The sequence below is a fragment of the Streptomyces sp. NPDC107546 genome (assembly GCF_055639175.1).
This window is the reverse complement of the sequence record NZ_JBVKBA010000012.1, coordinates 95,245-116,946: the sequence shown is the minus strand read 5'-3', so window position 1 is coordinate 116,946 and position 21,702 is coordinate 95,245. Positions and strand designations below refer to the sequence as shown.

23 protein-coding genes are annotated in these 21,702 nt (G+C 69.9%); 2 read left to right on the top strand and 21 right to left on the bottom strand.

The window, feature by feature from the left end:
- Position 1: 1 nt before the first annotated feature.
- The 3 genes from ACZ7L1_RS19650 to rlmN all read right to left on the bottom strand — a co-directional run bounded on the left by ACZ7L1_RS19650 (position 2) and on the right by rlmN (position 4,054).
- Entirely contained in the window at positions 2-1,666 is a 1,665-nt protein-coding gene (locus ACZ7L1_RS19650; protein WP_471438689.1) for an ABC transporter permease, read from the bottom strand.
- Entirely contained in the window at positions 1,642-2,682 is a 1,041-nt protein-coding gene (locus tag ACZ7L1_RS19645; RefSeq protein WP_471438893.1) for a thiamine ABC transporter substrate-binding protein, read from the bottom strand. Before ACZ7L1_RS19645 ends, ACZ7L1_RS19650 begins: the two co-directional genes overlap by 25 nt.
- Positions 2,683-2,947: 265 nt before the next feature.
- A complete protein-coding gene (gene rlmN / locus ACZ7L1_RS19640; RefSeq protein WP_471438687.1) occupies positions 2,948-4,054 on the bottom strand; it encodes a dual-specificity RNA methyltransferase RlmN in 1,107 nt (368 codons plus the stop codon).
- 313 nt (positions 4,055-4,367) lie between these two features.
- Between rlmN and ACZ7L1_RS19635 the strand changes: the two genes are divergently transcribed.
- Positions 4,368-4,565 (top strand): hypothetical protein, encoded by a 198-nt coding sequence (locus ACZ7L1_RS19635; RefSeq protein WP_471438685.1) that lies wholly within the window; start codon positions 4,368-4,370, stop codon positions 4,563-4,565.
- An 80-nt stretch (positions 4,566-4,645) separates the two neighbouring features.
- Here the strand turns inward: ACZ7L1_RS19635 and ACZ7L1_RS19630 are convergent, their stop codons facing one another.
- The 7 genes from ACZ7L1_RS19630 to rpsB form a co-directional block, all read right to left on the bottom strand.
- A complete protein-coding gene (locus tag ACZ7L1_RS19630) occupies positions 4,646-5,398 on the bottom strand; it encodes a hypothetical protein (protein WP_471438684.1) in 753 nt (250 codons plus the stop codon).
- A gap of 258 nt (positions 5,399-5,656) precedes the next feature.
- Positions 5,657-6,325, bottom strand: a complete 669-nt coding sequence (locus ACZ7L1_RS19625; RefSeq protein WP_471438682.1) for a YceI family protein — start codon at positions 6,323-6,325, stop codon at positions 5,657-5,659.
- A gap of 165 nt (positions 6,326-6,490) precedes the next feature.
- Complete coding sequence (locus ACZ7L1_RS19620; protein WP_471438681.1) at positions 6,491-7,618, bottom strand: phosphatidate cytidylyltransferase; 1,128 nt, start codon at positions 7,616-7,618, stop codon at positions 6,491-6,493.
- Positions 7,618-8,175: a ribosome recycling factor gene (frr, locus tag ACZ7L1_RS19615; RefSeq protein WP_044388432.1), complete on the bottom strand. Its 558-nt coding sequence runs from the start codon at positions 8,173-8,175 to the stop codon at positions 7,618-7,620. Before frr ends, ACZ7L1_RS19620 begins: the two co-directional genes overlap by 1 nt.
- Positions 8,176-8,343: 168 nt before the next feature.
- Entirely contained in the window at positions 8,344-9,102 is a 759-nt protein-coding gene (gene pyrH, locus ACZ7L1_RS19610; protein WP_103839950.1) for a UMP kinase, read from the bottom strand.
- Between the two features lie 191 nt (positions 9,103-9,293).
- Positions 9,294-10,130: a translation elongation factor Ts gene (gene tsf / locus ACZ7L1_RS19605; protein ID WP_471438679.1), complete on the bottom strand. Its 837-nt coding sequence runs from the start codon at positions 10,128-10,130 to the stop codon at positions 9,294-9,296.
- 221 nt (positions 10,131-10,351) lie between these two features.
- Complete coding sequence (gene rpsB, locus ACZ7L1_RS19600) at positions 10,352-11,215, bottom strand: 30S ribosomal protein S2 (protein ID WP_471438677.1); 864 nt, start codon at positions 11,213-11,215, stop codon at positions 10,352-10,354.
- A gap of 247 nt (positions 11,216-11,462) precedes the next feature.
- Between rpsB and ACZ7L1_RS19595 the strand changes: the two genes are divergently transcribed.
- Positions 11,463-12,143, top strand: coding sequence for a murein hydrolase activator EnvC family protein (locus ACZ7L1_RS19595; protein WP_471438676.1), 681 nt, complete (start codon positions 11,463-11,465; stop codon positions 12,141-12,143).
- A gap of 83 nt (positions 12,144-12,226) precedes the next feature.
- On the opposite strand, the gene ACZ7L1_RS19590 is transcribed toward ACZ7L1_RS19595, so the two are convergent.
- The 11 genes from ACZ7L1_RS19590 to lepB (ACZ7L1_RS19540) form a co-directional block, all read right to left on the bottom strand.
- Positions 12,227-12,784, bottom strand: a complete 558-nt coding sequence (locus tag ACZ7L1_RS19590) for a TetR/AcrR family transcriptional regulator (RefSeq protein WP_471438891.1) — start codon at positions 12,782-12,784, stop codon at positions 12,227-12,229.
- A gap of 98 nt (positions 12,785-12,882) precedes the next feature.
- On the bottom strand, positions 12,883-13,725 hold the full coding sequence (gene whiG / locus ACZ7L1_RS19585) for an RNA polymerase sigma factor WhiG (protein WP_471438674.1): 843 nt from the start codon (positions 13,723-13,725) through the stop codon (positions 12,883-12,885).
- A 272-nt stretch (positions 13,726-13,997) separates the two neighbouring features.
- Positions 13,998-15,158, bottom strand: a complete 1,161-nt coding sequence (gene dprA / locus ACZ7L1_RS19580; RefSeq protein ID WP_471438673.1) for a DNA-processing protein DprA — start codon at positions 15,156-15,158, stop codon at positions 13,998-14,000.
- Positions 15,155-16,780 carry a YifB family Mg chelatase-like AAA ATPase gene (locus tag ACZ7L1_RS19575; protein WP_471438671.1) on the bottom strand — a complete coding sequence of 542 codons (1,626 nt, stop codon included), beginning with the start codon at positions 16,778-16,780 and terminating at the stop codon, positions 15,155-15,157. Before ACZ7L1_RS19575 ends, dprA begins: the two co-directional genes overlap by 4 nt.
- A 1-nt stretch (position 16,781) precedes the next feature.
- Positions 16,782-17,183, bottom strand: coding sequence for a YraN family protein (locus ACZ7L1_RS19570; protein WP_471438669.1), 402 nt, complete (start codon positions 17,181-17,183; stop codon positions 16,782-16,784).
- 90 nt (positions 17,184-17,273) lie between these two features.
- Positions 17,274-17,582, bottom strand: a complete 309-nt coding sequence (locus ACZ7L1_RS19565) for a DUF2469 domain-containing protein (protein WP_003965949.1) — start codon at positions 17,580-17,582, stop codon at positions 17,274-17,276.
- A 56-nt stretch (positions 17,583-17,638) separates the two neighbouring features.
- Positions 17,639-18,175, bottom strand: coding sequence for an NUDIX hydrolase (locus ACZ7L1_RS19560; RefSeq protein ID WP_471438667.1), 537 nt, complete (start codon positions 18,173-18,175; stop codon positions 17,639-17,641).
- Positions 18,165-18,911, bottom strand: a complete 747-nt coding sequence (lepB, locus tag ACZ7L1_RS19555) for a signal peptidase I (protein ID WP_471438665.1) — start codon at positions 18,909-18,911, stop codon at positions 18,165-18,167. The genes ACZ7L1_RS19560 and lepB (ACZ7L1_RS19555) overlap by 11 nt, the downstream gene beginning before the upstream one ends.
- 78 nt (positions 18,912-18,989) lie before the next feature.
- Positions 18,990-19,943 carry a signal peptidase I gene (lepB, locus tag ACZ7L1_RS19550; RefSeq protein ID WP_471438664.1) on the bottom strand — a complete coding sequence of 318 codons (954 nt, stop codon included), beginning with the start codon at positions 19,941-19,943 and terminating at the stop codon, positions 18,990-18,992.
- On the bottom strand, positions 19,828-20,916 hold the full coding sequence (gene lepB / locus ACZ7L1_RS19545) for a signal peptidase I (protein WP_471438662.1): 1,089 nt from the start codon (positions 20,914-20,916) through the stop codon (positions 19,828-19,830). Before lepB (ACZ7L1_RS19545) ends, lepB (ACZ7L1_RS19550) begins: the two co-directional genes overlap by 116 nt.
- On the bottom strand, positions 20,909-21,664 hold the full coding sequence (gene lepB, locus ACZ7L1_RS19540) for a signal peptidase I (protein ID WP_471438660.1): 756 nt from the start codon (positions 21,662-21,664) through the stop codon (positions 20,909-20,911). The genes lepB (ACZ7L1_RS19545) and lepB (ACZ7L1_RS19540) overlap by 8 nt, the downstream gene beginning before the upstream one ends.
- Between the last annotated feature and the right edge of the window lie 38 nt (positions 21,665-21,702).

Sequence of the window (21,702 nt, the reverse complement as noted above, 5' to 3'; positions counted from 1 at the left end):
GTCAGAACTCCCCCGTCCGATCCGTCCGCAACCTCTCCAGGACGCCCAGCGCCACCGCGCACACCACCATCAGAATCGTCGAAAGGGCCATCGCCTGCCCGTAGTTGAGGTCCCCGGGCCGCGCGAGCAGCCGCGCCACGGCCACCGGCAGTGTCGGGTTGTCGGGCCGCGCGATGAACACGGTCGCCCCGAACTCGCCCAGCGACACGGCGAACGCGAACCCGGCGGCGATCAGCAACGCCCGCCGTACGATCGGCAGATCGACCTCGCGCCACACCCGCCACGGCGACGCCCCGAGCACGGCGGCCGCCTCCCGCAGCCGTTCGTCCACGGCCCGCAGCACCGGCAGCATGGTGCGCACCACGAAGGGGGCGCCCACCAGCGCCTGCGCGAGCGGCACCAGGATCCAGGAGCCGCGCAGGTCCAGCGGCGGTTTGTCGAGCGCGATGAGGAAGCCGAAGCCGACGGTCACCGCGGACACCCCGAGCGGCAGCATCAGCAGGGCGTCGAAGCCCCGTACGAGCCGGCCGGCGTCCCTGCGGGCGAGGGCCGCGGCGGCGAGCGATCCGATCAGTACGGCGATGAGGGTGGCCGCGACGGCGTACTGGAGGGAGTTCGCGATGGCGTCGACGGGCGGGACGAGGAAGGTGCTGTCATCGGTGCGGGTCAGCGCCTTGTAGTAGGCGAACCCGGGCGCGTCGAGCGAGCGCTGGACGAGGACGGCGAGTGGCAGGACGAGCAGGAGGGCGACGGTCGCGAGGACCGCGACGAGCAGCGCCCACTGTGCGGCCCCGCGCGGCCTGCGCGCCGTGCGCGACGGGTCGACCAGCTTCAGCGCGCTCTCCCGGCGGCGCACGGTCCAGGCGTGCACCCCGAGGATCGCGCCCACCGCGGCGAACTGGACGATCGTCAGCACGGCGGCGGTGGACAGGTCGAAGATCTCCGAGGTCTGCCGGTAGATCTCCACTTCGAGAGTGGAGAAGGTGGGGCCGCCGAGGATCTGCACCACGCCGAAGGAGGTGAAGGTGAACAGGAACACCATCAGCGCGGCGGCGGCCACCGCCGGCGCGAGCGCGGGTAGCGTCACCGTCCGCCAGGCCGTGAGCCGGGAGGCGCCGAGCACGCGCGCCGCCGCCTCCTGGCGGGGGTCGAGCTGCGCCCACAGGCCGCCGACCGTGCGGACGACGACGGCGTAGTTGAAGAAGACGTGGGCGAGCAGGATGGCCCACACGGTGGTGTCGAGACGTATGCCCCACAGGTCGTCGAGGAGTCCGCCGCGACCCACCAGCGCCAGGAAGGCGGTGCCGACCACGACCGTGGGCAGCACGAACGGGACGGTGACGACGGCGCGCAGCACCTGCCTGCCCGGGAAGTCGTAGCGCGCGAAGACATACGCGCCGGGCAGCGCGATCAACAGCGTCAGGGCGGTGGAGGCCAGCGCCTGCCAGGTCGTGAACCACAGCACGTGCCGCACGTCCGGCTGGGCGAGCACGTCGGCGATCCGCCCGAGCCGCCAGGCCCCGCCGGCTTTCAGACCGCGTGCGACGATCGCGGCGACGGGGTAGGCGAAGAAGACGGCGAAGAACGCGACGGGCAGGGCCATCAGCCCGAGCCGCGCCGCGTTCCCCCGCCTGCGTGGGGTCACTTCAGTACGAGCGACGTCCACGACTTGACCCACTGGTCACGGTTTGCGGCGATCTTCGTGGGGGCCATGGTCTCGGGGTCCTTGGCCGCGGGCCCGTACTCGGTGAACTCCGCGGGCACCTTCGCGCCCTCGACCACCGGGTAGACGAACATGTTGAGCGGCATGTCCTCCTGGAACCTCCTGCTGATCAGGAAGTCGAGGAACGCCTTGCCGCCCTTGGTGTTGTGCGCGTTGCTCAGCAGACCGGCGAACTCGATCTGGCGGAAGCAGGTGCCGGTGGCGACACCGGTCGGCGCGGTCTTGGGCCGGGGGTCGGCGTAGACGACCTCGGCGGGCGGCGAAGAGGCGTAGGAGACGACGAGCGGCCGGTCGCCCTTGGCCTTCTTTCCGCCGGCGGAGCCGGAGAACTCCTCGTTGTAGGCCTGCTCCCAGCCGTCGACCGCCTTCACACCGTTGGCCTTGAGCCTCTTCCAGTAGTCCTGCCACCCACCGTCGCCGTACTTCGCGGCGGTGCCCAGCAGGAAACCGAGGCCGGGTGAGGAGGTGGAGGCGTTCTCGGTGACGAGGAGGTTCTTGTACTCGGGCTTGACGAGGTCGTCGAAGGAGGCCGGCGGGGTCAGCTTGTGGTCGGCGAAGTACTTCTTGTCGTAGTTGACGCAGATGTCGCCGTAGTCGATGGGCGTGACCCGGTGCTTGTCCCCGTCCAGCCGGTACGGGACGCCGACCTGGTCGAGGCCCTTGGCCTCGTACGGCTGGAAAAGGCCGTTGTCCAGCGCCCTGGACAGCAGTGTGTTGTCGACGCCGAAGAAGACGTCGCCCTGCGGGTTGTCCTTGGTGAGGATCGCCTTGTTGACGGCCTGGCCCGCGTCGCCGTCCTTGAGGACCTTGACCGTGTAGCCGGACTCCTTCTCGAACGCCGCGATGACGCTCTTGGAGGCGGCCCACGAGTCATGGCTGACGAGGGTCACGGTCTTGGAGTCGCCGCTGCCGTTCCCACTTCCCGAACCGGACGACCCGCACGCGGACAGCGTGACCATGCCCAGCCCTACGGCCACGGCCGCGAACTGCTTACCGGTGATGCTCAACTGGATTCCTCCTGGGGGTGACCAGGAAGAGACGCGGCCCTGACCCGGACCTCCGAGGGTCCGGGCAGGGCGCAACAGCTCGAGTGAAGACCGAACTCCCTACCCAGAATGACCTGGGCGAGGTTCAGAGGGTCTGCGGTCGCTACCGCACTCTCAGCGCTGTGGCGCTCCCCTGTCGGAATATGAAGATGTACGTACTGACGGAACAGCCCTCAGACTACCGCTCGGTGGCGGCGAGCTGACCGCACGCCCCGTCGATCTCCTGCCCCCGGGTGTCCCGGATCGTCACCGGCACACCGTGGGCGGCGATCGCCTCGACGAACGCCTTCTCGTCCTCGGGGCGGGAGGCGGTCCACTTGGAGCCGGGCGTCGGGTTCAGCGGGATCAGGTTGACGTGCACCGGCTTGCCCTTGAGGAGCCGGCCCAGCAGATCACCGCGCCACGCCTGGTCGTTGATGTCCCGGATGAGGGCGTACTCGATGGACAACCGGCGTCCGGACTTCTCGACGTAGTCGAACCCGGCGTCGAGGACCTCGCGCACCTTCCACCGCGTGTTGACGGGGACGAGGGTGTCGCGCAGCTCGTCGTCCGGGGCGTGCAGGGAGATGGCGAGACGGCACTTGAAGCCCTCGTCGGCGAACCGGTGGATGGCCGGCACCAGTCCCACGGTGGAGACGGTGATGCCGCGCTGGGAGAGGCCGAGCCCGTCCGGCGCGGGGTCGGTGAGGGCGCGGACGGCGCCGACGACCCGTTTGTAGTTCGCGAGGGGCTCGCCCATGCCCATGAAGACGATGTTGGACAGCCGCGCCGGGCCACCGGGGATCTCGCCGTCGCGCAGCGCCCGCATGCCGTCCACGATCTGGTGCACGATCTCGGCGGTAGACAGGTTGCGGTCCAGGCCCGCCTGGCCGGTGGCGCAGAACGGGCAGTTCATGCCGCAACCCGCCTGCGAGCTGATGCACATGGTGACCCGGTCGGGGTAGCGCATCAGCACGGACTCGACGAGCGTGCCGTCGAACAGCCGCCACAGCGTCTTCCGGGTGGTGCCCTGGTCCGTCGCCAGATGCCGGACGACCGTCATCAGCTCCGGGAACAGCGCCTCCTGGAGCTTGCCGCGGGAGGGCGCGGGAATGTCGGTCCACTGCTCCGGGTCGTGCGCGAACCGCGCGAAGTAGTGCTGCGAGAGCTGCTTGGCACGGAACGGCTTCTCGCCGACCGCGGCGACCGCCTCCTTGCGCTCGGCGGGCGAGAGATCAGCGAGATGCCGCGGCGGCGTCTTGGCTCCGCGCGGCGCGACGAAAGTGAGTTCTCCGGGCTTAGGCATGGCTCAACCAGTGTCGCAGATCCACTCGGGTGACCTGCGGCTGGCGCTCGCCACGACTGTCGTTAGTAGTCGTCACCGGTCCCGCTGAGCGGCTTCGGACGGCCCAGGGACGATCCTCAGCAACTGCCCACCACTCATCTGAGCCGGACCCTGACCTGGGGGTTAGGCGCATGTCGGAAGACCTCGCCCCTGACGCATGTCCGAGGGCCGGGGGGCCACCCCCTGCGGCCTGGCTGTGATCCCCGCCGGCGCTATGACGTTCGGCACGCCGTCTACGTGCGGCAAAGCCGGTGGCAGTGCACACTTCTTCGCCGTGGAGATCCTCAAGGGCGGGCTTCGACGTTTCTCGTGCGAGGTCCGGTTCACCGCCGAGAATCCGGCACGGGTCGTCGCGGATGCCCGTGCTGTGCTGACGTCTGTGGTCGAGCGGACGGATGACTGGCCCGCCTTCGAGCGGTGGGTTGAGGTAGCCACCACCGGTTGGCCATTCGGCAGCGCTTCGCTGTCTTGACTGATCGAGGCCAGCGGTGGCAGGGAACAGCACGGCCACTTCTGACTGTTCCGGGCCGCTGGTGTTCGTCGACGTTGATGTCACTCGTGGATGTCACGGGGTGACGCCCCTCGACCGTTGAGCGCGTCCGCGAGGGCCTGGGCCTGCCCTGGCGTGATACCGAGCGCGAGCGGGACCTGGCGGGGACTATAGGGCGACGAACATACCGCGATCGGGCTGTCGGCAGTCACGGTCCAGCGGGGCCCCTTGCCTGGCTCGCGTTCACCCAACAAGGTTGTCGCCAACTCGCGGGCCGCCTCGGGAGGTATTCCGCAGTGAGTCAGCGCTTGCGCCACAGTGTCGTGGGCTCCGTGGGGTACTTCCGCATCCCCGAGCATCGGAAGGAGGAGCAAGAGGCGCTGTGACCTGTCGGTCAAGCCTGCACCGTGGTCCGGCGTGGGTGCTGCCAGAGCGGTGAGTTCCGTCCAGGACAGCCCCGGGCCGGCGTCGTCGGCGCCACATTGGCCGAGGTAACCGAGCCGTCCCCAGTCAGGGTGGCGGACGAAGAAGTCGACATTGTTCATGTCTTCGAAGTTGGCGTACACGACGTGGGCCGTATGCCCACCAGCGATGGGAGCGCGCAGGACCGACCAAGGCTCTTCAGGGTCGCTGAGGCGCTCAACCATTTCCTCGTAGGCCGATGCGTCCACCCCGTAGCGCTGCGGGTCCTCGGTCGGGTCACCCACGGTCAACAAGAGGTGGGCGAGCCAGAAGGCCGGCTCCCGCGCGAGATCCTCACCAGCTGTCAGTTCGCAGTCCTCGAGGTACTCCGGGATGTGCACAGGAACAGCCATGCGCGGAGACTACTCGGCAGTTGTCGGGTAGCCGGAGACGGGACAGCCCTCAGACCTCCCTCAGACCCACCGCCGAGGGAGGCCGCACCGCGTCGAACGCGAGGGTAGGGGGCTTACTGCGGCCTGACTACCGCCAGTTCTCCGGGACTTGGGCATAGTCCTACCGGTGTCTCGGATCCACTGTGTGGCCCGCGACCGAGGATTCACGAGGCCGCGAAGGCCGGTTCGGTCTCCTGCCGGCGCGGACCGCGTGCTCCGTCAGGTGGCGCGGATGGCCGCGATGTCGAACTGGAGGCGGACCTTCTCGCTCACCATGGCGCCGCCCTCGGCCAGCCTGGCGTTGTAGGTCAGGCCCCAGTCGGAACGGTTGATCGTGGTGGTGCCGTCGAAGCCGACGCGCTCGTAACCGAACGGGTCCGTCACATGACCGATGTAGGTGAGTTCCAGGTCGACGGGACGGGTGGTGTCCTTGATGGTGAGGTCCCCGGTCATGCGGTAGACGTCGTCGCCCGCGAGGTGCACAGCGGTGCTGGTGAAGATCATCCGCGGGTAGGTCGCGGAGTCCAGGAAGTCGCGGCCGACCAGGTGCGCGTCGCGTTGCTCCACACCGGTGTCGACACTGGCGGTGAACAGCGCTATGTCGGCACGGGAGCGGGCCGGGTCGCGGCCGTCGAAGTAGAGGCGGCTGTCGTACTGCGTGAAGGCGCCGCGCACCGTCGTCACCATGGCGTGCCGCACGGAGAACCCGATCCTGCTGTGCGCGGGGTCGATCATCCACTCGCCGGTGAGCGCCTGCAGGGCGGGATCAGGCAGAAGGCCGACACCGGCATGCGCCCGGTCGGCGGGGCTCAGCGGGGCACCGGGGGCCACGGGTGCGGCGGGAGCCGCCGCGCGTCGGAGTGGAGAGCTGCGGCCGAAAAGGTTCATGAGGCATGTAGTTATGTCAGGGCGACCGGCGCCCGCAAGACCTGGTCAGGAAACCCGACCCTTCATCGGCAGACCTTCACAGGTGAGGGCATCTGCTGGGTGGTGACGCGGCAGAGGGGCCCACCGCCCTGTGGACGACGAGCCCCTCTGCACGGACAGCGCAGGTCAGGCCGACCCCACGAAGATCACCATCAGCAGCCACACCACCGGCGCCGTCGGCAGCAAGGAGTCGAGGCGGTCCATGATGCCCCCGTGGCCCGGCAGCAGCGTGCCCATGTCCTTGATGCCCAGGTCTCGTTTGATCATGGACTCGCCGAGGTCGCCGAGGGTGGCGCTGGCCGCGACCGCGAGCCCCAGCAGCAGGCCCTGCCACCAGGAACCGCCGTCGATCAGGAACTGCATGCACAGGGCGCCCGCGCCCATCGCGAAGGTGACCGCTCCTATGAGACCCTCTCGGGTCTTGCCGGGACTGATGCGCGGGGCCAGCTTGTGCCGGCCGAAACGCCAGCCGATCGCGTACGCGCCCGTGTCACTGACGACCGTCAGGAGCAGGAAGGTCAGCACGCGCTGCGGACCGTCGTCGGCCGTGAGCATCATGGCGACGAACGTCGCCAGGAACGGCACGTAGAAGGCTGCGAAGACGCCTGCCGTGACGTCCCGGAGGTAGCCGTCCGGCGGTTCCGTCATGCGCCACACCAGGGCCGCGAGCGCGGTCAGCGCCATCGCCACCCAGGCTCCCTCGGCGCCCCGCACATACCCGGCGACGACCATTGCCGCGCCGCCGACCGCGAGCGGCACCAGCGGCGCCTTGATGCCCTTGCGTTCCTCCAGCCGCTTCGTCAACTCCCACAGGCCCACCACGACGGCGACCGCTACGACGCCGACGAACACGGCCTTGACGATGAACAACGAGGCAACGATCACGACGCCGAGCCCGACGCCGACCCCTATGGCCGCGCCCAGGTCACGGCCCGCACTCTTCTTCTGCGGTGCGGGTGCCGGCTGCGGGGCGTCGGGCATGGGCTCCGGATTCTGCGGCACCGCCCACGGGGACGGCACCTGCGGCGTCTCGTCGCGGAACAAGGGGCCGCGTCGACGGGCGGCGACCCCCCGGTCGTCATCCTGGTCTCCGCCGGGCGCGGGTACCTCGGGCACGATGGGCATGGGGCGAGTCTGCTGGGCGTCATGCGCATCGTACGCGGGACCCGCCGGGCCGACGCCCTGGCCAGGCCCCTGCTCGGTGGGCCCCCAGTACCCGGCCTGTGGCGGCGCCCCCCAGGAAGAGTCGTTCATCAGACCTCGAGCAGCTCCGCTTCCTTGTGCTTGAGCAGCTCGTCCACCTGGGCGACGTACTTCGCGGTGGTGTCGTCGAGCTCCTTCTCCGCACGGCGGCCCTCGTCCTCGCCGACCTCGCCGTCCTTGACGAGCTTGTCGATGGCGTCCTTCGCCTTGCGGCGCACGGAACGGATCGAGACCTTGGCGTCCTCGCCCTTGCCCTTGGCGACCTTGATGTACTCGCGGCGCCGCTCCTCGGTGAGCTCGGGGAACACCACACGGATGATGTTGCCGTCATTGCTCGGGTTGACGCCCAGGTCGGAGTCGCGGATCGCCTGCTCGATGTTGCGCAGCGCGCTCTTGTCGAACGGCGTCACCACGGCCATACGCGGTTCCGGCACCGAGAACGAGGCCAGCTGGTTGATCGGCGTCGGTGCGCCGTAGTAGTCGGCCACGATCTTGTTGAACATCGCCGGGTGCGCACGACCGGTGCGGATCGCGGCGAAGTCCTCCTTGGCGACCACGACGGCCTTCTCCATCTTCTCCTCGGCCTCGAGGAGGGTCTCTTCGATCACCACTTGCTCCTGCGTGTCTTGAGTAGGCCCGGCAACGGTCCTCATCGGTCTGCGGCCGGCTGCGTCGCGTCTTCTTCCTGCACGGTTCCCGACCGGCAGGACATTGTCCATCCCCCGGTCAGGGTCCGTCGCCCGGACGGGGTCCACCCCCGACGGGTCTGCCTCCGGTCACTCCCGGCCGCCTTGGTCACCCACGAGTGTGCCGATCTTCTCACCCTTGACTGCCCGGGCGATATTGCCCTCCGCCAGCAGCTCGAAGACGAGGATGGGCAGCTTGTTGTCCCGGCACAGCGTGATCGCGGTCATGTCGGCGACCTTCAGGTCGCGGGTGATGACCTCGCCGTAGCTGAGCGAGTCGAACTTGACGGCCTCGGGGTTGGTCTTCGGGTCGGAGTCGTAGACCCCGTCCACACCGTTCTTACCCATCAGCAGCGCCTCGGCGTCGATCTCGAGGGCGCGCTGGGCGGCTGTCGTGTCGGTGGAGAAGTACGGCATGCCCATACCGGCACCGAAGATGACCACGCGGCCCTTCTCCAGGTGGCGCACGGCGCGCAGCGGGATGTACGGCTCGGCGACCTGGCCCATGGTGATGGCGGTCTGCACGCGCGAGTCGATGCCCTCCTTCTCCAGGAAGTCCTGGAGAGCGAGGCAGTTCATGACCGTGCCCAGCATGCCCATGTAGTCGGAGCGGGCCCGGTCCATGCCGCGCTGCTGGAGTTCCGCGCCGCGGAAGAAGTTGCCACCGCCGATGACGACGGCGATCTGGGATCCGTCGCGCACCACGGCCGCGATCTCCCGGGCGATGGCGTGCACCACGTCCGGGTCGACGCCCAGTCCGGTGCCGCCGGAGAACGCCTCTCCGGACAGCTTCAGCAGGAACCGGCCGCGAACTTTGCCGTCGTCGCTCTTCTCGGCCTTGGTGGTCATGGAGATCTCCTCGTGGTGCACATACGAAGAAGGCCATTGCCGGTGGGGCGTGTTTCGCATCCCATGCGCGGCAATGGCCTCCTCGTCAGATCTGCTGTCGTCCGCCACACGCGTGTGCGGGTCGGCCTACGCGAGCGCGCAGACGACTGCTTTCGACCCTACCGGGGTCGCGCGTCGATCGCGGTCCGGACTCAGATGCCGACCTTGATGCGCGTGAAGCGCTTCAGGGTGACACCGGCCTCTTCGAGGACCTTCTGGACGGACTTCTTGTTGTCCAGCGCGTAGGGCTGGCCGAGCAGCGTGGCGTCCTTGAAGAAGCCGTTGAGGCGACCCTCGACGATCTTCGGCAGGGCGGCCTCGGGCTTGCCCTCGGCGCGGGTGGTCTCCTCGGCGATGCGGCGCTCGGACTCGACGACCTCGGCCGGGACGTCCTCCTTGGAGAGGTACTTCGGCGCGAAGGCGGCGATGTGCTGGGCGACGCCCTTGGCGACCTCGGCGTTCGGCTTGTCGAGCTCGACGAGCACACCGATCTGGAACGGCAGGTCGGGCATCGTGCGGTGCATGTACGCCGTCACGTAGCCGTCGGCGAACTGCGCGAAGCGGTCGAGGACGATCTTCTCGCCGAGGTTGGCATTGGCCTCGTCGACGAACGCCTGCACGGTCTTGCCGGGCTCGATCTCGGAGGCGAGCAGGGCCTCGAGGTCGGCCGGGGAGGACTTGGCGACGTGCTCGGCGATCGCCTGGGCGACGGACTGGAACTTCTCGCCCTTGGCGACGAAGTCGGTCTCGCACTTCAGCTCGACGAGGACACCGGAGGAGTTGTCGTCGGCGATGATGGAGACCACGGCGCCGTTCTCGGCGGAGCGGCCCTCGCGCTTGGCGACGCCCTTCTGGCCCTTGATGCGGAGCGCCTCGACGGCCTTGTCGACGTTGCCCTCGGCCTCGTCCAGCGCCTTCTTGCAGTCCATCATGCCGGCGCCGGTGAGCTCGCGGAGCTTCTTGACGTCGGCGGCGGTGTAGTTCGCCATGATTTTCGTGAATCTCTTCTCGGAGTTCGAAGTCTCGGAGCGGCGGCCGCCGACCCGGGGACGGTCGGCCGCCGAAGATCTGGGGGCTACGAAGATCTGCCGCCGGTGAAGATCCACCGATGCGAATCCGTCGCCCTCATGCAGATCTAAGGGCTGCGAGTGAACGGCGGGTGGCGCGCACGGCGCCGCCCGCCCTCACATCAGCCGAACGGCCCTGAAGGTCAGGCCTGCTCGCCCTCGGCGGCCGGAGCCTCGGCAGCCGGAGCCTCGGCCGACTTCTCGGCCTCGGCGGCGGAAGCCTCCTCGGCCTTCTTCTCGCCCTCGAGCAGGTCACGCTCCCACTCGGCGAGCGGCTCGCCGGCGGCCTTCTCGCCCTTGCCCTCGGCGGCCACGCCGGAACGGGCGATGAGGCCCTCGGCGACCGCGTCGGCGATCACACGGGTGAGCAGGGTGACGGAGCGGATCGCGTCGTCGTTGCCCGGGATCTTGTAGTCGACCTCGTCGGGGTCGCAGTTGGTGTCGAGGATGGCGACGACCGGAATGTTGAGCTTCCGGGCCTCACCGACCGCGATGTGCTCCTTCTTGGTGTCCACGATCCACACGGCGCTCGGCACCTTCTGCATCTCGCGGATACCGCCGAGGGTCTTCTCCAGCTTGGCCTTCTCGCGGGAGAGGACCAGGAGCTCCTTCTTGGTCAGACCGGAGGACGCGACGTCCTCGAAGTCGATCTGCTCAAGCTCCTTCAGGCGCTGCAGACGCTTGTAGACGGTCGAGAAGTTGGTGAGCATGCCGCCCAGCCAGCGCTGGTTGACGTACGGCATGCCGACGCGGGTGGCCTGCTCGGCGATGGCCTCCTGCGCCTGCTTCTTCGTGCCGACGAACATGACCGTGCCGCCGTGGGCGACGGTCTCCTTGACGAACTCGTAGGCGCGGTCGATGTACGACAGCGACTGGAGCAGGTCGATGATGTAGATGCCGTTGCGCTCGGTGAAGATGAAGCGCTTCATCTTCGGGTTCCAGCGACGGGTCTGGTGACCGAAGTGGACGCCGCTCTCCAGCAGCTCCCGCATCGTGACGACGGCCATGGCCGTTCTCCTTGTGTTTTCTCGGTTGTCCCTGACGCCCGCGTGCGCCGTGCCGCGAAGGACCGAGGAGGCGCTGACACCGGCCCGCGAGGGGCCGTTGTCGGGGCGTGCGAAGTCGACCCGGTGACCCGGATCGCCACAAGAAGTGTACGGGACCGCCGGGGCCGCGGGTGACGCCGCTGTCCACAACCGGGTAGTTGTCCACAGGTCCCGACGGCCCGGGCCCGTCGTCCGGCACGGTACCCCCATGCGAACGAAACGATGTGTGCGGACATGGCCGACGGCACTCCTGCTGGTCATGGCGGGGGTCCCGGTCTCGGCGGCGTGGGCGGGCGGCTGGCCTTCGGCGGCGGCGCCGATGGCGGCCCCGGGGCCGTCGACAGCGGTGCCTGCGGCGGCCCGGGGGCCTTCGCCGGGGACGCCTGCGCCGGACCCTGGCGGTTCGGTGCCGACCGTGGGCCGTCTGTGGCCGGTGGGGGTGCGCCCCACGGTGGTACGGGGCTGGGAACCCCCGGCGACCCCGTACGGCCCGGGCCACCGCGGCGTGGACCTGGCGGCAGCCGCGGGCGATCCGGTACGGGCGGTCGCCGCCGGGCGGGTGACGTTCGCGGGCCGGGTGGCGGGACGCGGCGTTGTCTCGGTCGACCTGACGGGCACCGGCGACCCACCGCTGCGTACGACATACGAGCCGGTGCGCGCCTCCGTACGGGAAGGTGACGAGGTGGCGCCGGGCGACGTCCTGGGCGCGCTGGAACCGTCGACGGCCCACTGCCCGGGCCCCTGCCTGCACTGGGGCCTGCGCCGAGGGGACACGTACCTGGACCCGCTGTCGCTCCTGCCACCGTGGCTGCTGCGTGCGGGACCGTCTCGGTTGCTGGCGGTGGAGGGGGTGCCTGTGCCGGAATCGGTATCTGTGTCGGTGCCGTAGGCGGGGGCTTGGCTTGGGCTTGAGTGGGGGTGGGGGTGGGGGTGGGCGGGGAGGGGGGAGGGGAGGGGCCCCGGGGAGTGAGTTCAGCCCCGGACGCCGCGCAGCGCCATCGCCACCGCCACTTCCGTGATCGCCGCCGGATCCTCCGCCGCGCCCAGTTCGATCCGCCGTACCGCCGCGTCGACCACGCCCTGGAGCAGCATCGCGGCCAGTCTGGGTTCGCGGTGGCCCAGGTCGCGCAGGGCTTCGACGATCATCGCGACGAGTCCGCCGTGCGCCGCCCTGATCTTCTCGCGGGCCCCGGCGTCGAGTTCGCTGGCCGAGATGGCCACCACGGCCCGGTGCCGCCGGTCCCCCACGAGGGCGAGCTGCCGTCGTACGTACGCCTCGATCTTGGCCTCGGGGCCTTCCGCCGCCGCCATCGCGGCCTCGACCTCCGCCGCCCACACGGGGAAGTCGACCGCGCAGAGTTCCTCGACGACGGCCGCGCGGGAGCGGAAGTACTCGTAGACGGAGGAGCGGGCGAGGCCCGTGCGTTCGGCGAGGGCCGGGAAGGTCAGTGCCTCCGTGCCTCCCTCGGACAGCAGGGACCGTGCCGCGTCCAGCAGGGCGGCTCGCTGCATCGACCGGTGCTCGGCCACGGAGGCCGCTCGAATCCTTGGCACGTCCCCCACTGTACGGACGGACTATCGGCGACGGCAGTCACTCGTGCCACACGCGCCGGTGACGGGATTGCGCCTCAGCGGCCGAAGGCGGCCAGCTTGGCGCGCAGCTGCAGGACCGACTTCGTGTGGATCTGGCTCACCCGGCTCTCGGTCACGCCGAGCACGTTGCCGATCTCGGCGAGCGTGAGCCCCTCGTAGTAGTAGAGCGTGACCACGGTCTTCTCCCGCTCGGGCAGCGTGTTGATGGCTCGCGCCAGGAACCTCCGCAGCTCCCGGTCCTCGGCCACCTCGACCGGGTTGTCGGCGGCGGTGTCCTCCAGGGTGTCCATGAAGCTCAGCCCGTCGCCGTCCTCACCGCCCACGTGCAGCAGTTCCTCGAGGGCCACGACGTTCGCGAGTGACAACTGGCTGAAGACGGCATGGAGCTCCTCCACGCCGATGCCCATTTCCGCGGCCACCTCCGCCTCGGTCGGGGTCCGCCTCAGACGCGCCTCCAGGGTCGCGTACGCCCGCTCCACGCTGCGTGCCTTCTGCCGTACCGATCGTGGGATCCAGTCCAGCGCCCGCAGTTCGTCGATCATGGCGCCCCGGATCCGGGTGATCGCGTACGTCTCGAACTTGATCTCCCGGTCGATGTCGAACTTCTCGATCGCGTCGATCAGCCCGAAGACCCCCGATGACACGAAGTCGGCCTGGTCCACGTTGGCCGGCAGGCCCACGCTCACCCGGCCCGCGACGTACTTCACCAACGGCGAGTAGTGCAGGATCAGCTGCTCCCGCAACCGCTCGTCCCCCGTCTCCTTGTACGACCGCCACAACTCGTCGAGCGTCGAGGGAGCGGGCGGGCGCACGCTGCCGCCGTCACGGGCGGCTGGGGGAACCGCCGCCCGGTCGGACCCGGAGGTGTGCTGGGGCATTCGTCGCCTTGTGCCGTTCTGCCGTGAACTGGTGATGCCTGGGTGAGCTGTCGGTCTGGTGCCGAGATGGCCTGTCTGAGTCGGAACCTCGTGAGCGTAGCGTGACTGTGGTGTCGCAGTGTGCGAAGGGCAACGGATCACCCGTGCGCGAATGGGCCGTGTGGAGCGGTTGCCGCGGGTGCGGGGGTAGCGGTCTGTGATCGCCGGAAAGGGTCAACTGCGGGAAACACCAAGGCTGTCGGGGGTCGCCCGGACGGCCGACACACGCTCGGTCAGCACCGGGGGTGATCTTGTCGACCGGCTGTGATGGCCTGGCGTGTCAACTTCCAGCCATCGCCGTGTCGTTCGACGAATCCAAGTGATCGGAGTTCGTACAGTCTCCCGACCGCGTCGTCCTGGGTCGTCTGTGCGTCGCGGGCGATCTCGGCCGGTGACGCTGTGCCGCGTGCGGGCAGGGCGGCCAGGATCCGTCGGGCGGCGGGTTCCAGCAGGTCGCGGGGCAGGACGGGGCCGCGTCGGTCCGGGGCCAGTTCGCCCATGTCGCCGACCAGTTCCACGACGTCCGCTGCGTCGGTGACGAGTAGGGCTTCACCGCGCAGCAGTTCGTGCACGCCGGCCGAGAGTCCGCTGGTGACGGGTCCGGGGACGCCCATGACGAGGCGGCCGAGCCGCGCAGCGGCACGCGCGGTGGCCAGGGAGCCGCTGCGGTGGGCGGCCTCGACGACGACGGTGCCGCGGGTGAGTGCGGCGATGACCCTGTTGCGGACGATGAACCGGCTGGGTGTCGGATGTTCCCCGGGCGGCAGTTCCCCCACGACCAGTCCCTGTTCCGTGATCCTGCCGATCAGCCGGCTGTGGCCGTGTGGGTAGGGCCGGTCGACGCCGCAGGCGAGGACGGCGACGGTGGCACCGCCGGCCCCGAGGGCGCCTCGGTGGGCGGCGCCGTCGACGCCGTAGGCGCCCCCCGACACGACGACCCAGCCGCGTTCGGCGAGGTCGGCGGCGAGGGTGGCGGCGATGTGTGCGCCGTACTCCGTGCAGGCCCGTGCGCCGACGAGCGCGACGGACTTCAGGGCCCACATCCGCAGACTGGGGCGCCCTCGCACCCACAGCCCGATAGGGCGTGCGTCACCGAGGTCGTCGAGCTGGGCAGGCCAATCGGCCGTCCCGGGGCACACGAACCTCATGCCGGCCTCTCGGGCGGCGGCCCAGTCCCGCTCCGGCTCGGCTCGTGCGGCCCGCGCGAGCAGGCCTGCCCACCGTTTGTCGGTCGCGCCCGGCAGCCGCCTGCCGCCTTCGCGCAGTCGTCGGGCGAGCTCTTCGGGGCCGCGTTCCCGCAGCCAGCGGCCGGCCACCTCGTCGCCGGGCTCGATGACCCGGGTGAGGAAGATCCGGGCGCGGGATGCGGCATCGAGGGAGCCGTCCTCGCTCATGCCGATGCTCCGATCGTCATGGGCACGCCCCGCGGAACGCCGGTGCGCAGTTGCAGTGCCAGGGCGACGTCCGTGGCGTTGGGCCGGTCGTGGCCCACGAGGTCGGCGACCGTCCAGGCCACGCGCAGCACGCGGTCGAGTCCCCGGGCGGTGAGCACGCCCCGTTCCAGGTTGCGCTCGGCCTCGTCCATGGCGCCGGGCGCCGCGTGCCAGCGGCTGCGCAGTTCGCGTCCCGGTACTTCGCTGTTGGTCCGCCAGGGGGTGTCCGCCAGGCGTGCCGCCGCTCGCTGCCTGGCGGCGCGGACGCGGTCGGCGACGGTCGCGGTGGTCTCGCCGCGGGCGCCGCGGTCGGTGAGTTCGGCCCGGGTGACGGGGTCGACCTCGACGCGCAGGTCGACCCGGTCGAGGAGGGGGCCGGAGAGCCGGGCCTGGTAGCGGCGGATCGCCGAGGGCGGGCAGTCGCAGTGGGTGTCGCGCTGGGAGAAGCGTCCGCACGGGCAGGGGTTGGCCGCGAGCACCATGAGGAACTTCGCGGGGAACCGTACGACACCGGCGCTGCGGGCGATCACGACGTGCCCGGACTCCAGGGGCTGTCGTAGGGCGTCCAGGGTGTGGCTGCTGAACTCGGGGGTTTCGTCCAGGAAGAGGACCCCTCGGTGGGCGAGTGACACGGCGCCGGGCCGGGCGACGCCGGGGCCGCCTCCGACGAGGGCCTGCATGGTGGCCGAGTGGTGCGGCGCGCAGTAGGGGGCGATGTCGATCAGGGGTTTACCGGGTGGGAGCAGGCCGGCCACCGAGTGCACCGCCGTGACTTCCAGTGATTCCTGCCTGCTGAGCCTGGGCAGGATGGCGGGCAGCCGTTCGGCGAGCATGGTCTTGCCGGCGCCGGGCGGGCCTTCGAGGAAGAGGTGGTGGCCGCCGGCCGCGGCCACCTCGACGGCGGTGCGCGCCGAGTGCTGGCCCACGACGTCGGCGAGGTCGTGGCCGGTGTCGTGCTGTGCGGCGCCGACGCTGTGCATCCCGGTGGCGGCTCCGGTGCCCGGTACGCGCAGGCCGGCGAGGAGGGGATCGGGGCGACCCTGCACGTCCGGCTCCTCGTCGGGTACGGGCTCGTCGGCGAGGACGGCGATCAGTTGCCGCAGGCTGCGGACGCCGAGTACGGACACGCCGGGGACGAGGGTGGCCTCGGCGGCGGCGCATTCCGGCACGACCACCTGTTCGTAGCCTGCGTCCGCGGCGGCCAGGACGGCGGGCAGGATGCCGCGGACCGGCCGGACTCGTCCGTCCAGGCCGAGTTCGCCGATCATGACGATGTCGGCGAGCACCCTGGGGTCGATGCGTTCGGCGGCGCCGAGTACCGCGCAGGCGACGGCGAGGTCGAACCCGCTGCCGGCCTTGGGCACGGAGGCGGGGCTGAGTCCGACGGTGAGTTTCTTCTGGGGCCATTCGCCGCCCGAGTTGACCACCGCGGCCCGGACCCGGTCCCGGCTCTCCGTGAGGCTCTTGTCGGGCAGGCCGACGAGGGTGAATGCCGCGACGCCTGGTTCGAGGTCGGCCTGGACCTCGACGACCACGCCTTCGACGCCTACGAGTGCCACGGAGCAGGTGCGCGCGAAGCCCATGTCAGGCCACCCCCCGTGCGTGCTGGACGGCGGGTGCGCCGCGCTGCGGGAGCAGGACGCCGATCAGGTCGATGCGGACGCCTCCCGGTGGGGCGCCGCCGTGGGCATGGATCCAGCGTTCGGCGAGGTCGCGCAGCCGCTGCGCCTTCTGGGGGGTCACGGCGGCCATCGGGTGCTCGAAGGAGCCGCCCCTGCGGGTCTTCACCTCGCAGACGACCAGCACGTCGCCGTCTCTGGCGACGATGTCGATCTCGCCGCTTCTGCCGTCGCGCCAGTTGCGCTCCAGGATGGTCATTCCGGCGGCCGTGAGGCGCCGGGCGGCCAGGTTCTCTCCGTACCTGCCGAGTGCGTTGCGTGCCTGGTGTGTGTTCATGTCGGCACCACCTCCGGCGCCAACCGTCACGCATCGGGCTCCACCGGTTGGATCTTGGTGGATTACTCGGCGGTTGTGGAAAACTCCGTCACCCACACGGGGTGGTCACGGGCGCGGTGCTCAGCCGCCCGGCAACTCCAGGTCGCTCTTGTTCAGCTCCTCGATGTTCACGTCCTTGAATGTGAGGACTCGTACCTGCTTCACGAAACGGGCGGGGCGGTACATGTCCCACACCCAGGCGTCCGCCATGGACACCTCGAAGAACACCTCGCCCTGGACCGAGTGCACCTGCATCTCGTAGTCGTTGGTGAGGTAGAAGCGCCGTTCGGTCTCGATCACGTACTTGAACAGACCGACGACATCGCGGTACTCCCGGTAGAGCTTGAGCTCCATCTCGGTCTCGTACTTCTCGAGGTCCTCGGCGCTCATGGCATGTTCCCCTTCAGCCGTGCGATCCCCCCATTGTGCGCCACTCCTGTGAGGCCCTAGACGATTTCCGTGTCCAGGGTCACAGGTTCGGCGGGGGGACCTTCGTCGAGCAGTATGCGCAGCAGCTCGGCGAGTCTCTTGGGATACACCGTCTCATGCGCCTCGGCCAGTTCTCCGCACGTCCACCACCGTGCTCCCGCGACACTGCGCTTTTCCAGTTCCGTGAGGTTCGGCGTGGCCGTGGCCGTCTGGGTCGTACGGGCCAGGTAGTACCACTCGTCCTGGTCCCAGCGGCGGCCCGCGAACGGGAACGAGCATCTTCGCCGCCACAGCACGGGGCCCAGCTCGACCTGCGTGATACCGGTTTCTTCGGCCACTTCCCGCAGCGCGGCCTGCTCGCGTGTCTCGTCGCCCTCGACGCCGCCGCCGGGGGTGAACCACCAGTCGTCCGCCGGGTCCTCCGGCTCGTGGCCGTGCAGCAGCAGGATGCGGTCGTCGGGGTCCAGCAGCACCACCCGGGCCACCTTGCGCGGCGCGTCGGCCCCCGGCACCTCCGGCGTCGGGGGCGCGGGCGGGGAGGGCTCAGCGGGCACGGGCAGGCTCCGTCCGCACCGCGGTGCCGCGCCCCCGTCGCGCGAGCCCGGCGATCGGCCCGTAGGCCGCTCCTCCCAGCACCAGCACCGCGCCCGCCACGATCGCGCCGATGATCAGCCGCAGCGGCCCGGGCGACGAGAGGGCGCCCAGTGTCTCGAAGCCCGTCGGGCGGGCCAGCATGCCGTGCATCGGCCACACCACGGCGTCCACACGGGCATCCACCGCGTTGCGCGGCACCGTGCCGTTGAAGGCCTCCGTGAGGTGGGCGGAGGAGTCCAGGGAGCCGCTGCGCTCGTCGCCGAGCACGAACAGCCGGTCCCTGGGGACCGTGATCGTGGGGATCGTCTTGAACTCGGCGGGCTCGCCCTTGGTGAGGTAGGACTCCTCGATCTGCTTTCCGTTGACGGTCAGCTTGCCCGCGGTGCAGCAGCCGACGGTGTCTCCGCCGACCGCCACGACCCGCTTGACCAGCGGCATGTCGCCCCAGGTCGTCTGGCGGAAGACGACGACGTCGCCGCGCTTGACGTCGGTGCCGTCGACGCGCTGGGCGAGGACCCGGTCACCGGCGGCGATGGTGGGCGACATGGAGTTGGTGGGCACGGTGTAGGGCTGGTAGAGGATCGCGCCCCAGACGAATCCGCCGAGGAAGAGCACACAGCCGAGGGCCACGGCCAGCCCCGACAGCCTGCTGCCGAGCCGTCCGCGGCCCTTGTCCGCACGACCAGTCCCGCTCATTCCCACAGCTCCCAGGTCGGAGAATCGATCCCGCGGCCAAGGTCGGGCCGCGGAAGATCGGCGATCTGGGACGGCACCCTACCCGGCGGTACCGCTGCCGGAAACCCGCGGGTTTCCCTCGGTAAGGTGCGCGGTCAGACGGCGCCTGCGCCACAGCACCAGCGGCACGGCGCCGATCAGGCCGAGGCCTGGGGGGGCCACCGTGTTCAGGCCCTGGTCGAAGGTGTCCGGGATGGGCAGCGTGTCCCAGCGGGTGGGCGGCCAGGCGATCACCACGGCGCGGCCCACGACGTTCCCCACGGGCACGAAGCCCCGGTACTTGTCCTGCTGGTGGTAGCGCGAGTCGAGCGAGTTCTGCCGGTGGTCGCCCATGACCCAGATTTTGCCCGGCGGGACCGTGACCTTGAACTGGCCGCCCTGGTCGTCGACGCTGCACGGGGTGTTGCCCGGGTACACGTACGGCTCGTTGAGCGGCTTGCCGTTGACCAGCAGCGGGCCGGTGTTCCTGCACTCGATGGTGTCGCCGGCGACGCCGACGACCCGCTTGATGAGGTCCTTCTCCTCGGCGGACGGCATCAGACCGATCCAGCTCAGCGCCGTCTGCAGGGCGTTCGGCGTGCTGGTGGGCTCCCCGGCCAGCCAGTTGTCCGGGTCGTGGAAGACCACGACCTCGCCACGCGAGGGCTTGGAGCCGAACCACGGGGTCAGCTTGTCGACGAGGACTCGGTCGCCCTGCTGGAGCGTGTTCTGCATCGAGTCCGAGGGGATCGAGAACGCCTGCACCAGGAACGTCTTGATCAGCAGCGCGAGCACCAGCGCGATGCCGATGAGGAGCGGAAGCTCCTTCCAGAAGGAGCGCTGCTTCTTGGGGCCGCCGCCCTGTCCGCCGCTCTCCCGCGCGCCGTGCGCCGGGGAGTCACTCCCGGTGCCGACGTGCTCTTCCGCGGCCGGGGCAGCCGCCTCGTCGGGTCGCTCCGGCCTCTCCTCGGGACCCTCGTGTCCGGACCGTGCGCCGACCGCCAAATCCCCCACATCCACTCCTCACTCCGTACCGCCGCCGGCGCCCCTGTCGACGCAGGCCCACCACTCCCATAACGAGCGGGAGTTCCGCAGGGCTCGGGAGGGGGATCAATCCGTATCGATCCGCGGAGGCCACCCTATGCGACGGACCGAGTGCGCTGGTGGCACCGCCCGGCAGCGACGCGTAAGTGTCCGGCTCCTTCAATCGGGTCCAGTGCCCGATGGGCCAGGCGATAACCATGGCGCGGCCCACGACGGACTCCTCCGAGACAGTACCGCCGTACGGCTCGTTGCGGTGGTAGCGGGAGTCGGCCGAGTTGGCCCGGTGGTCGCCCATCACCCACAGTCGGCCCGGTGGCACGGTCTCCGAGAACGAGAAGTCCGAAGGTTTGTTCCCAGGGTGAATGTACGGCTCATTCAGCGGTACGCCGTTGACCGTGACCCGCCCTTGCGCGTCGCAGCACTTGACGGTGTCTCCGCCGACCGCGACGACCCGTTTGATGAGGTCCTTGTCGTTGTCGGACGGCAGCAGGCCGATCCAGGTGAGCCCTTCCTTGACCTGCTTGACGACGATGGGGTCGTTCTTCTGGGGCGTCTTCTCGCCCGCGAGCCAGTCGCCGGGGTCCCGGAACACAACGACGTCACCGCGCTGCGGCTTGGAGCCGAACCACGGGGTCAGCTTGTCGACGAGGACGCGGTCGCCGATCTGGATCGTGTTCTCCATGGAGCCCGACGGGATGACGAACGCCTGAACGAGGAAGGTCTTCAGAACCAGCGCTATGAGGACGGCGACCCCGACGAGGAGCGGTATCTCCTTGACGGCGGAACGCCTCCTCTTGCGCTTCACCTTGCGCTGGAGCTTGCGCCGCTCGGCACGGCTGCGTCCGGTGGGGGCTGCGCCGGCAGCGCGTCGCGCGCCGGTGGGCAGCAGGTTCTGCGTGGCGGTGTCGGACGGCGCACCGCGTGGCTTGCCGCGGTTACCCATGCGCACCGCCCCCTGCCTTCGGCGCGTTCGTTTCCGGGGCGCTCGCGCCGGGCGCGGGCACGCACGCGTAGGCGCCGGGGCGGGTGATGTGCCTGAAGTGCGCGGAGGGCCAGATCACCCAGTCGGCCCGACCGATCACTGCGCCGACGGGGACCATGCCGCCGCCCGGCGAGCCGAGGTGGTCCCGGGAGTCGCTGGAGTGACTGCGGTGGTCACCGAGGACGAAGAGCGCGCCGTCGGGCACGACGGCGTCGAAGGGGACGTCGGACGGGCCGTTGCCGGGGTACAGAAACGACGACTCGTCGACCGACCGGCCGTTCACCTCGAGCCTCCCGTCCTTGTCGCAGCAGACCACGTGGTCTCCCCCTACACCTACTACCCGTTTGACGTAGTCGGCGTTCCCGAAGTATCCGGTGCCGTCGAACACGACGACATCTCCCCGCTGCGGCTCGGATCCGAAACGGTACGCCAACTTGTTTACGAGAACGCGGTCCCCGATCCTCAATCCGCGCTCCATGGAACCGCTCGGTATGTCGAACGGCTGCATCACAAACGTGCCGAGGGTGAGGAGAAACAGCAGGCAGGCCAGCACGGTGAGGGTGATCCGGCCACCGGGCAGCCAGTCGGCGACCCGCGACAGCAACGCAAAGCGCGACCGCTCCTCCGGCTCCCCTGTGTCCGAGGTCTCCTCGGGCTGAGCGGGGTGGGAGGAGCGGTCGCGCTCCACGTGCTGTGCTTCGGTGTCCATCGGGGCCAGATGCTATCCGGCCCGCTTGTGAACTCCCT

Bases quoted from the DNA above. Each gene is read 5' to 3' on its own strand.
- ACZ7L1_RS19645 (WP_471438893.1), bottom strand. From the start codon at position 2,682: ATGGTCACGCTGTCCGCGTGCGGGTCGTCCGGTTCGGGAAGTGGGAAC.
- rlmN (WP_471438687.1), bottom strand. From the start codon at position 4,054: ATGCCTAAGCCCGGAGAACTCACTTTCGTCGCGCCGCGCGGAGCCAAG.
- ACZ7L1_RS19630 (WP_471438684.1), bottom strand. From the start codon at position 5,398: ATGGCTGTTCCTGTGCACATCCCGGAGTACCTCGAGGACTGCGAACTG.
- ACZ7L1_RS19625 (WP_471438682.1), bottom strand. From the start codon at position 6,325: ATGAACCTTTTCGGCCGCAGCTCTCCACTCCGACGCGCGGCGGCTCCC.
- ACZ7L1_RS19620 (WP_471438681.1), bottom strand. From the start codon at position 7,618: ATGAACGACTCTTCCTGGGGGGCGCCGCCACAGGCCGGGTACTGGGGG.
- pyrH (WP_103839950.1), bottom strand. From the start codon at position 9,102: ATGACCACCAAGGCCGAGAAGAGCGACGACGGCAAAGTTCGCGGCCGG.
- tsf (WP_471438679.1), bottom strand. From the start codon at position 10,130: ATGGCGAACTACACCGCCGCCGACGTCAAGAAGCTCCGCGAGCTCACC.
- rpsB (WP_471438677.1), bottom strand. From the start codon at position 11,215: ATGGCCGTCGTCACGATGCGGGAGCTGCTGGAGAGCGGCGTCCACTTC.
- ACZ7L1_RS19595 (WP_471438676.1), top strand. From the start codon at position 11,463: ATGCGAACGAAACGATGTGTGCGGACATGGCCGACGGCACTCCTGCTG.
- whiG (WP_471438674.1), bottom strand. From the start codon at position 13,725: ATGCCCCAGCACACCTCCGGGTCCGACCGGGCGGCGGTTCCCCCAGCC.
- dprA (WP_471438673.1), bottom strand. From the start codon at position 15,158: ATGAGCGAGGACGGCTCCCTCGATGCCGCATCCCGCGCCCGGATCTTC.
- ACZ7L1_RS19575 (WP_471438671.1), bottom strand. From the start codon at position 16,780: ATGGGCTTCGCGCGCACCTGCTCCGTGGCACTCGTAGGCGTCGAAGGC.
- ACZ7L1_RS19565 (WP_003965949.1), bottom strand. From the start codon at position 17,582: ATGAGCGCCGAGGACCTCGAGAAGTACGAGACCGAGATGGAGCTCAAG.
- lepB (WP_471438665.1), bottom strand. From the start codon at position 18,911: ATGAGCGGGACTGGTCGTGCGGACAAGGGCCGCGGACGGCTCGGCAGC.
- lepB (WP_471438662.1), bottom strand. From the start codon at position 20,916: ATGGGTAACCGCGGCAAGCCACGCGGTGCGCCGTCCGACACCGCCACG.
- lepB (WP_471438660.1), bottom strand. From the start codon at position 21,664: ATGGACACCGAAGCACAGCACGTGGAGCGCGACCGCTCCTCCCACCCC.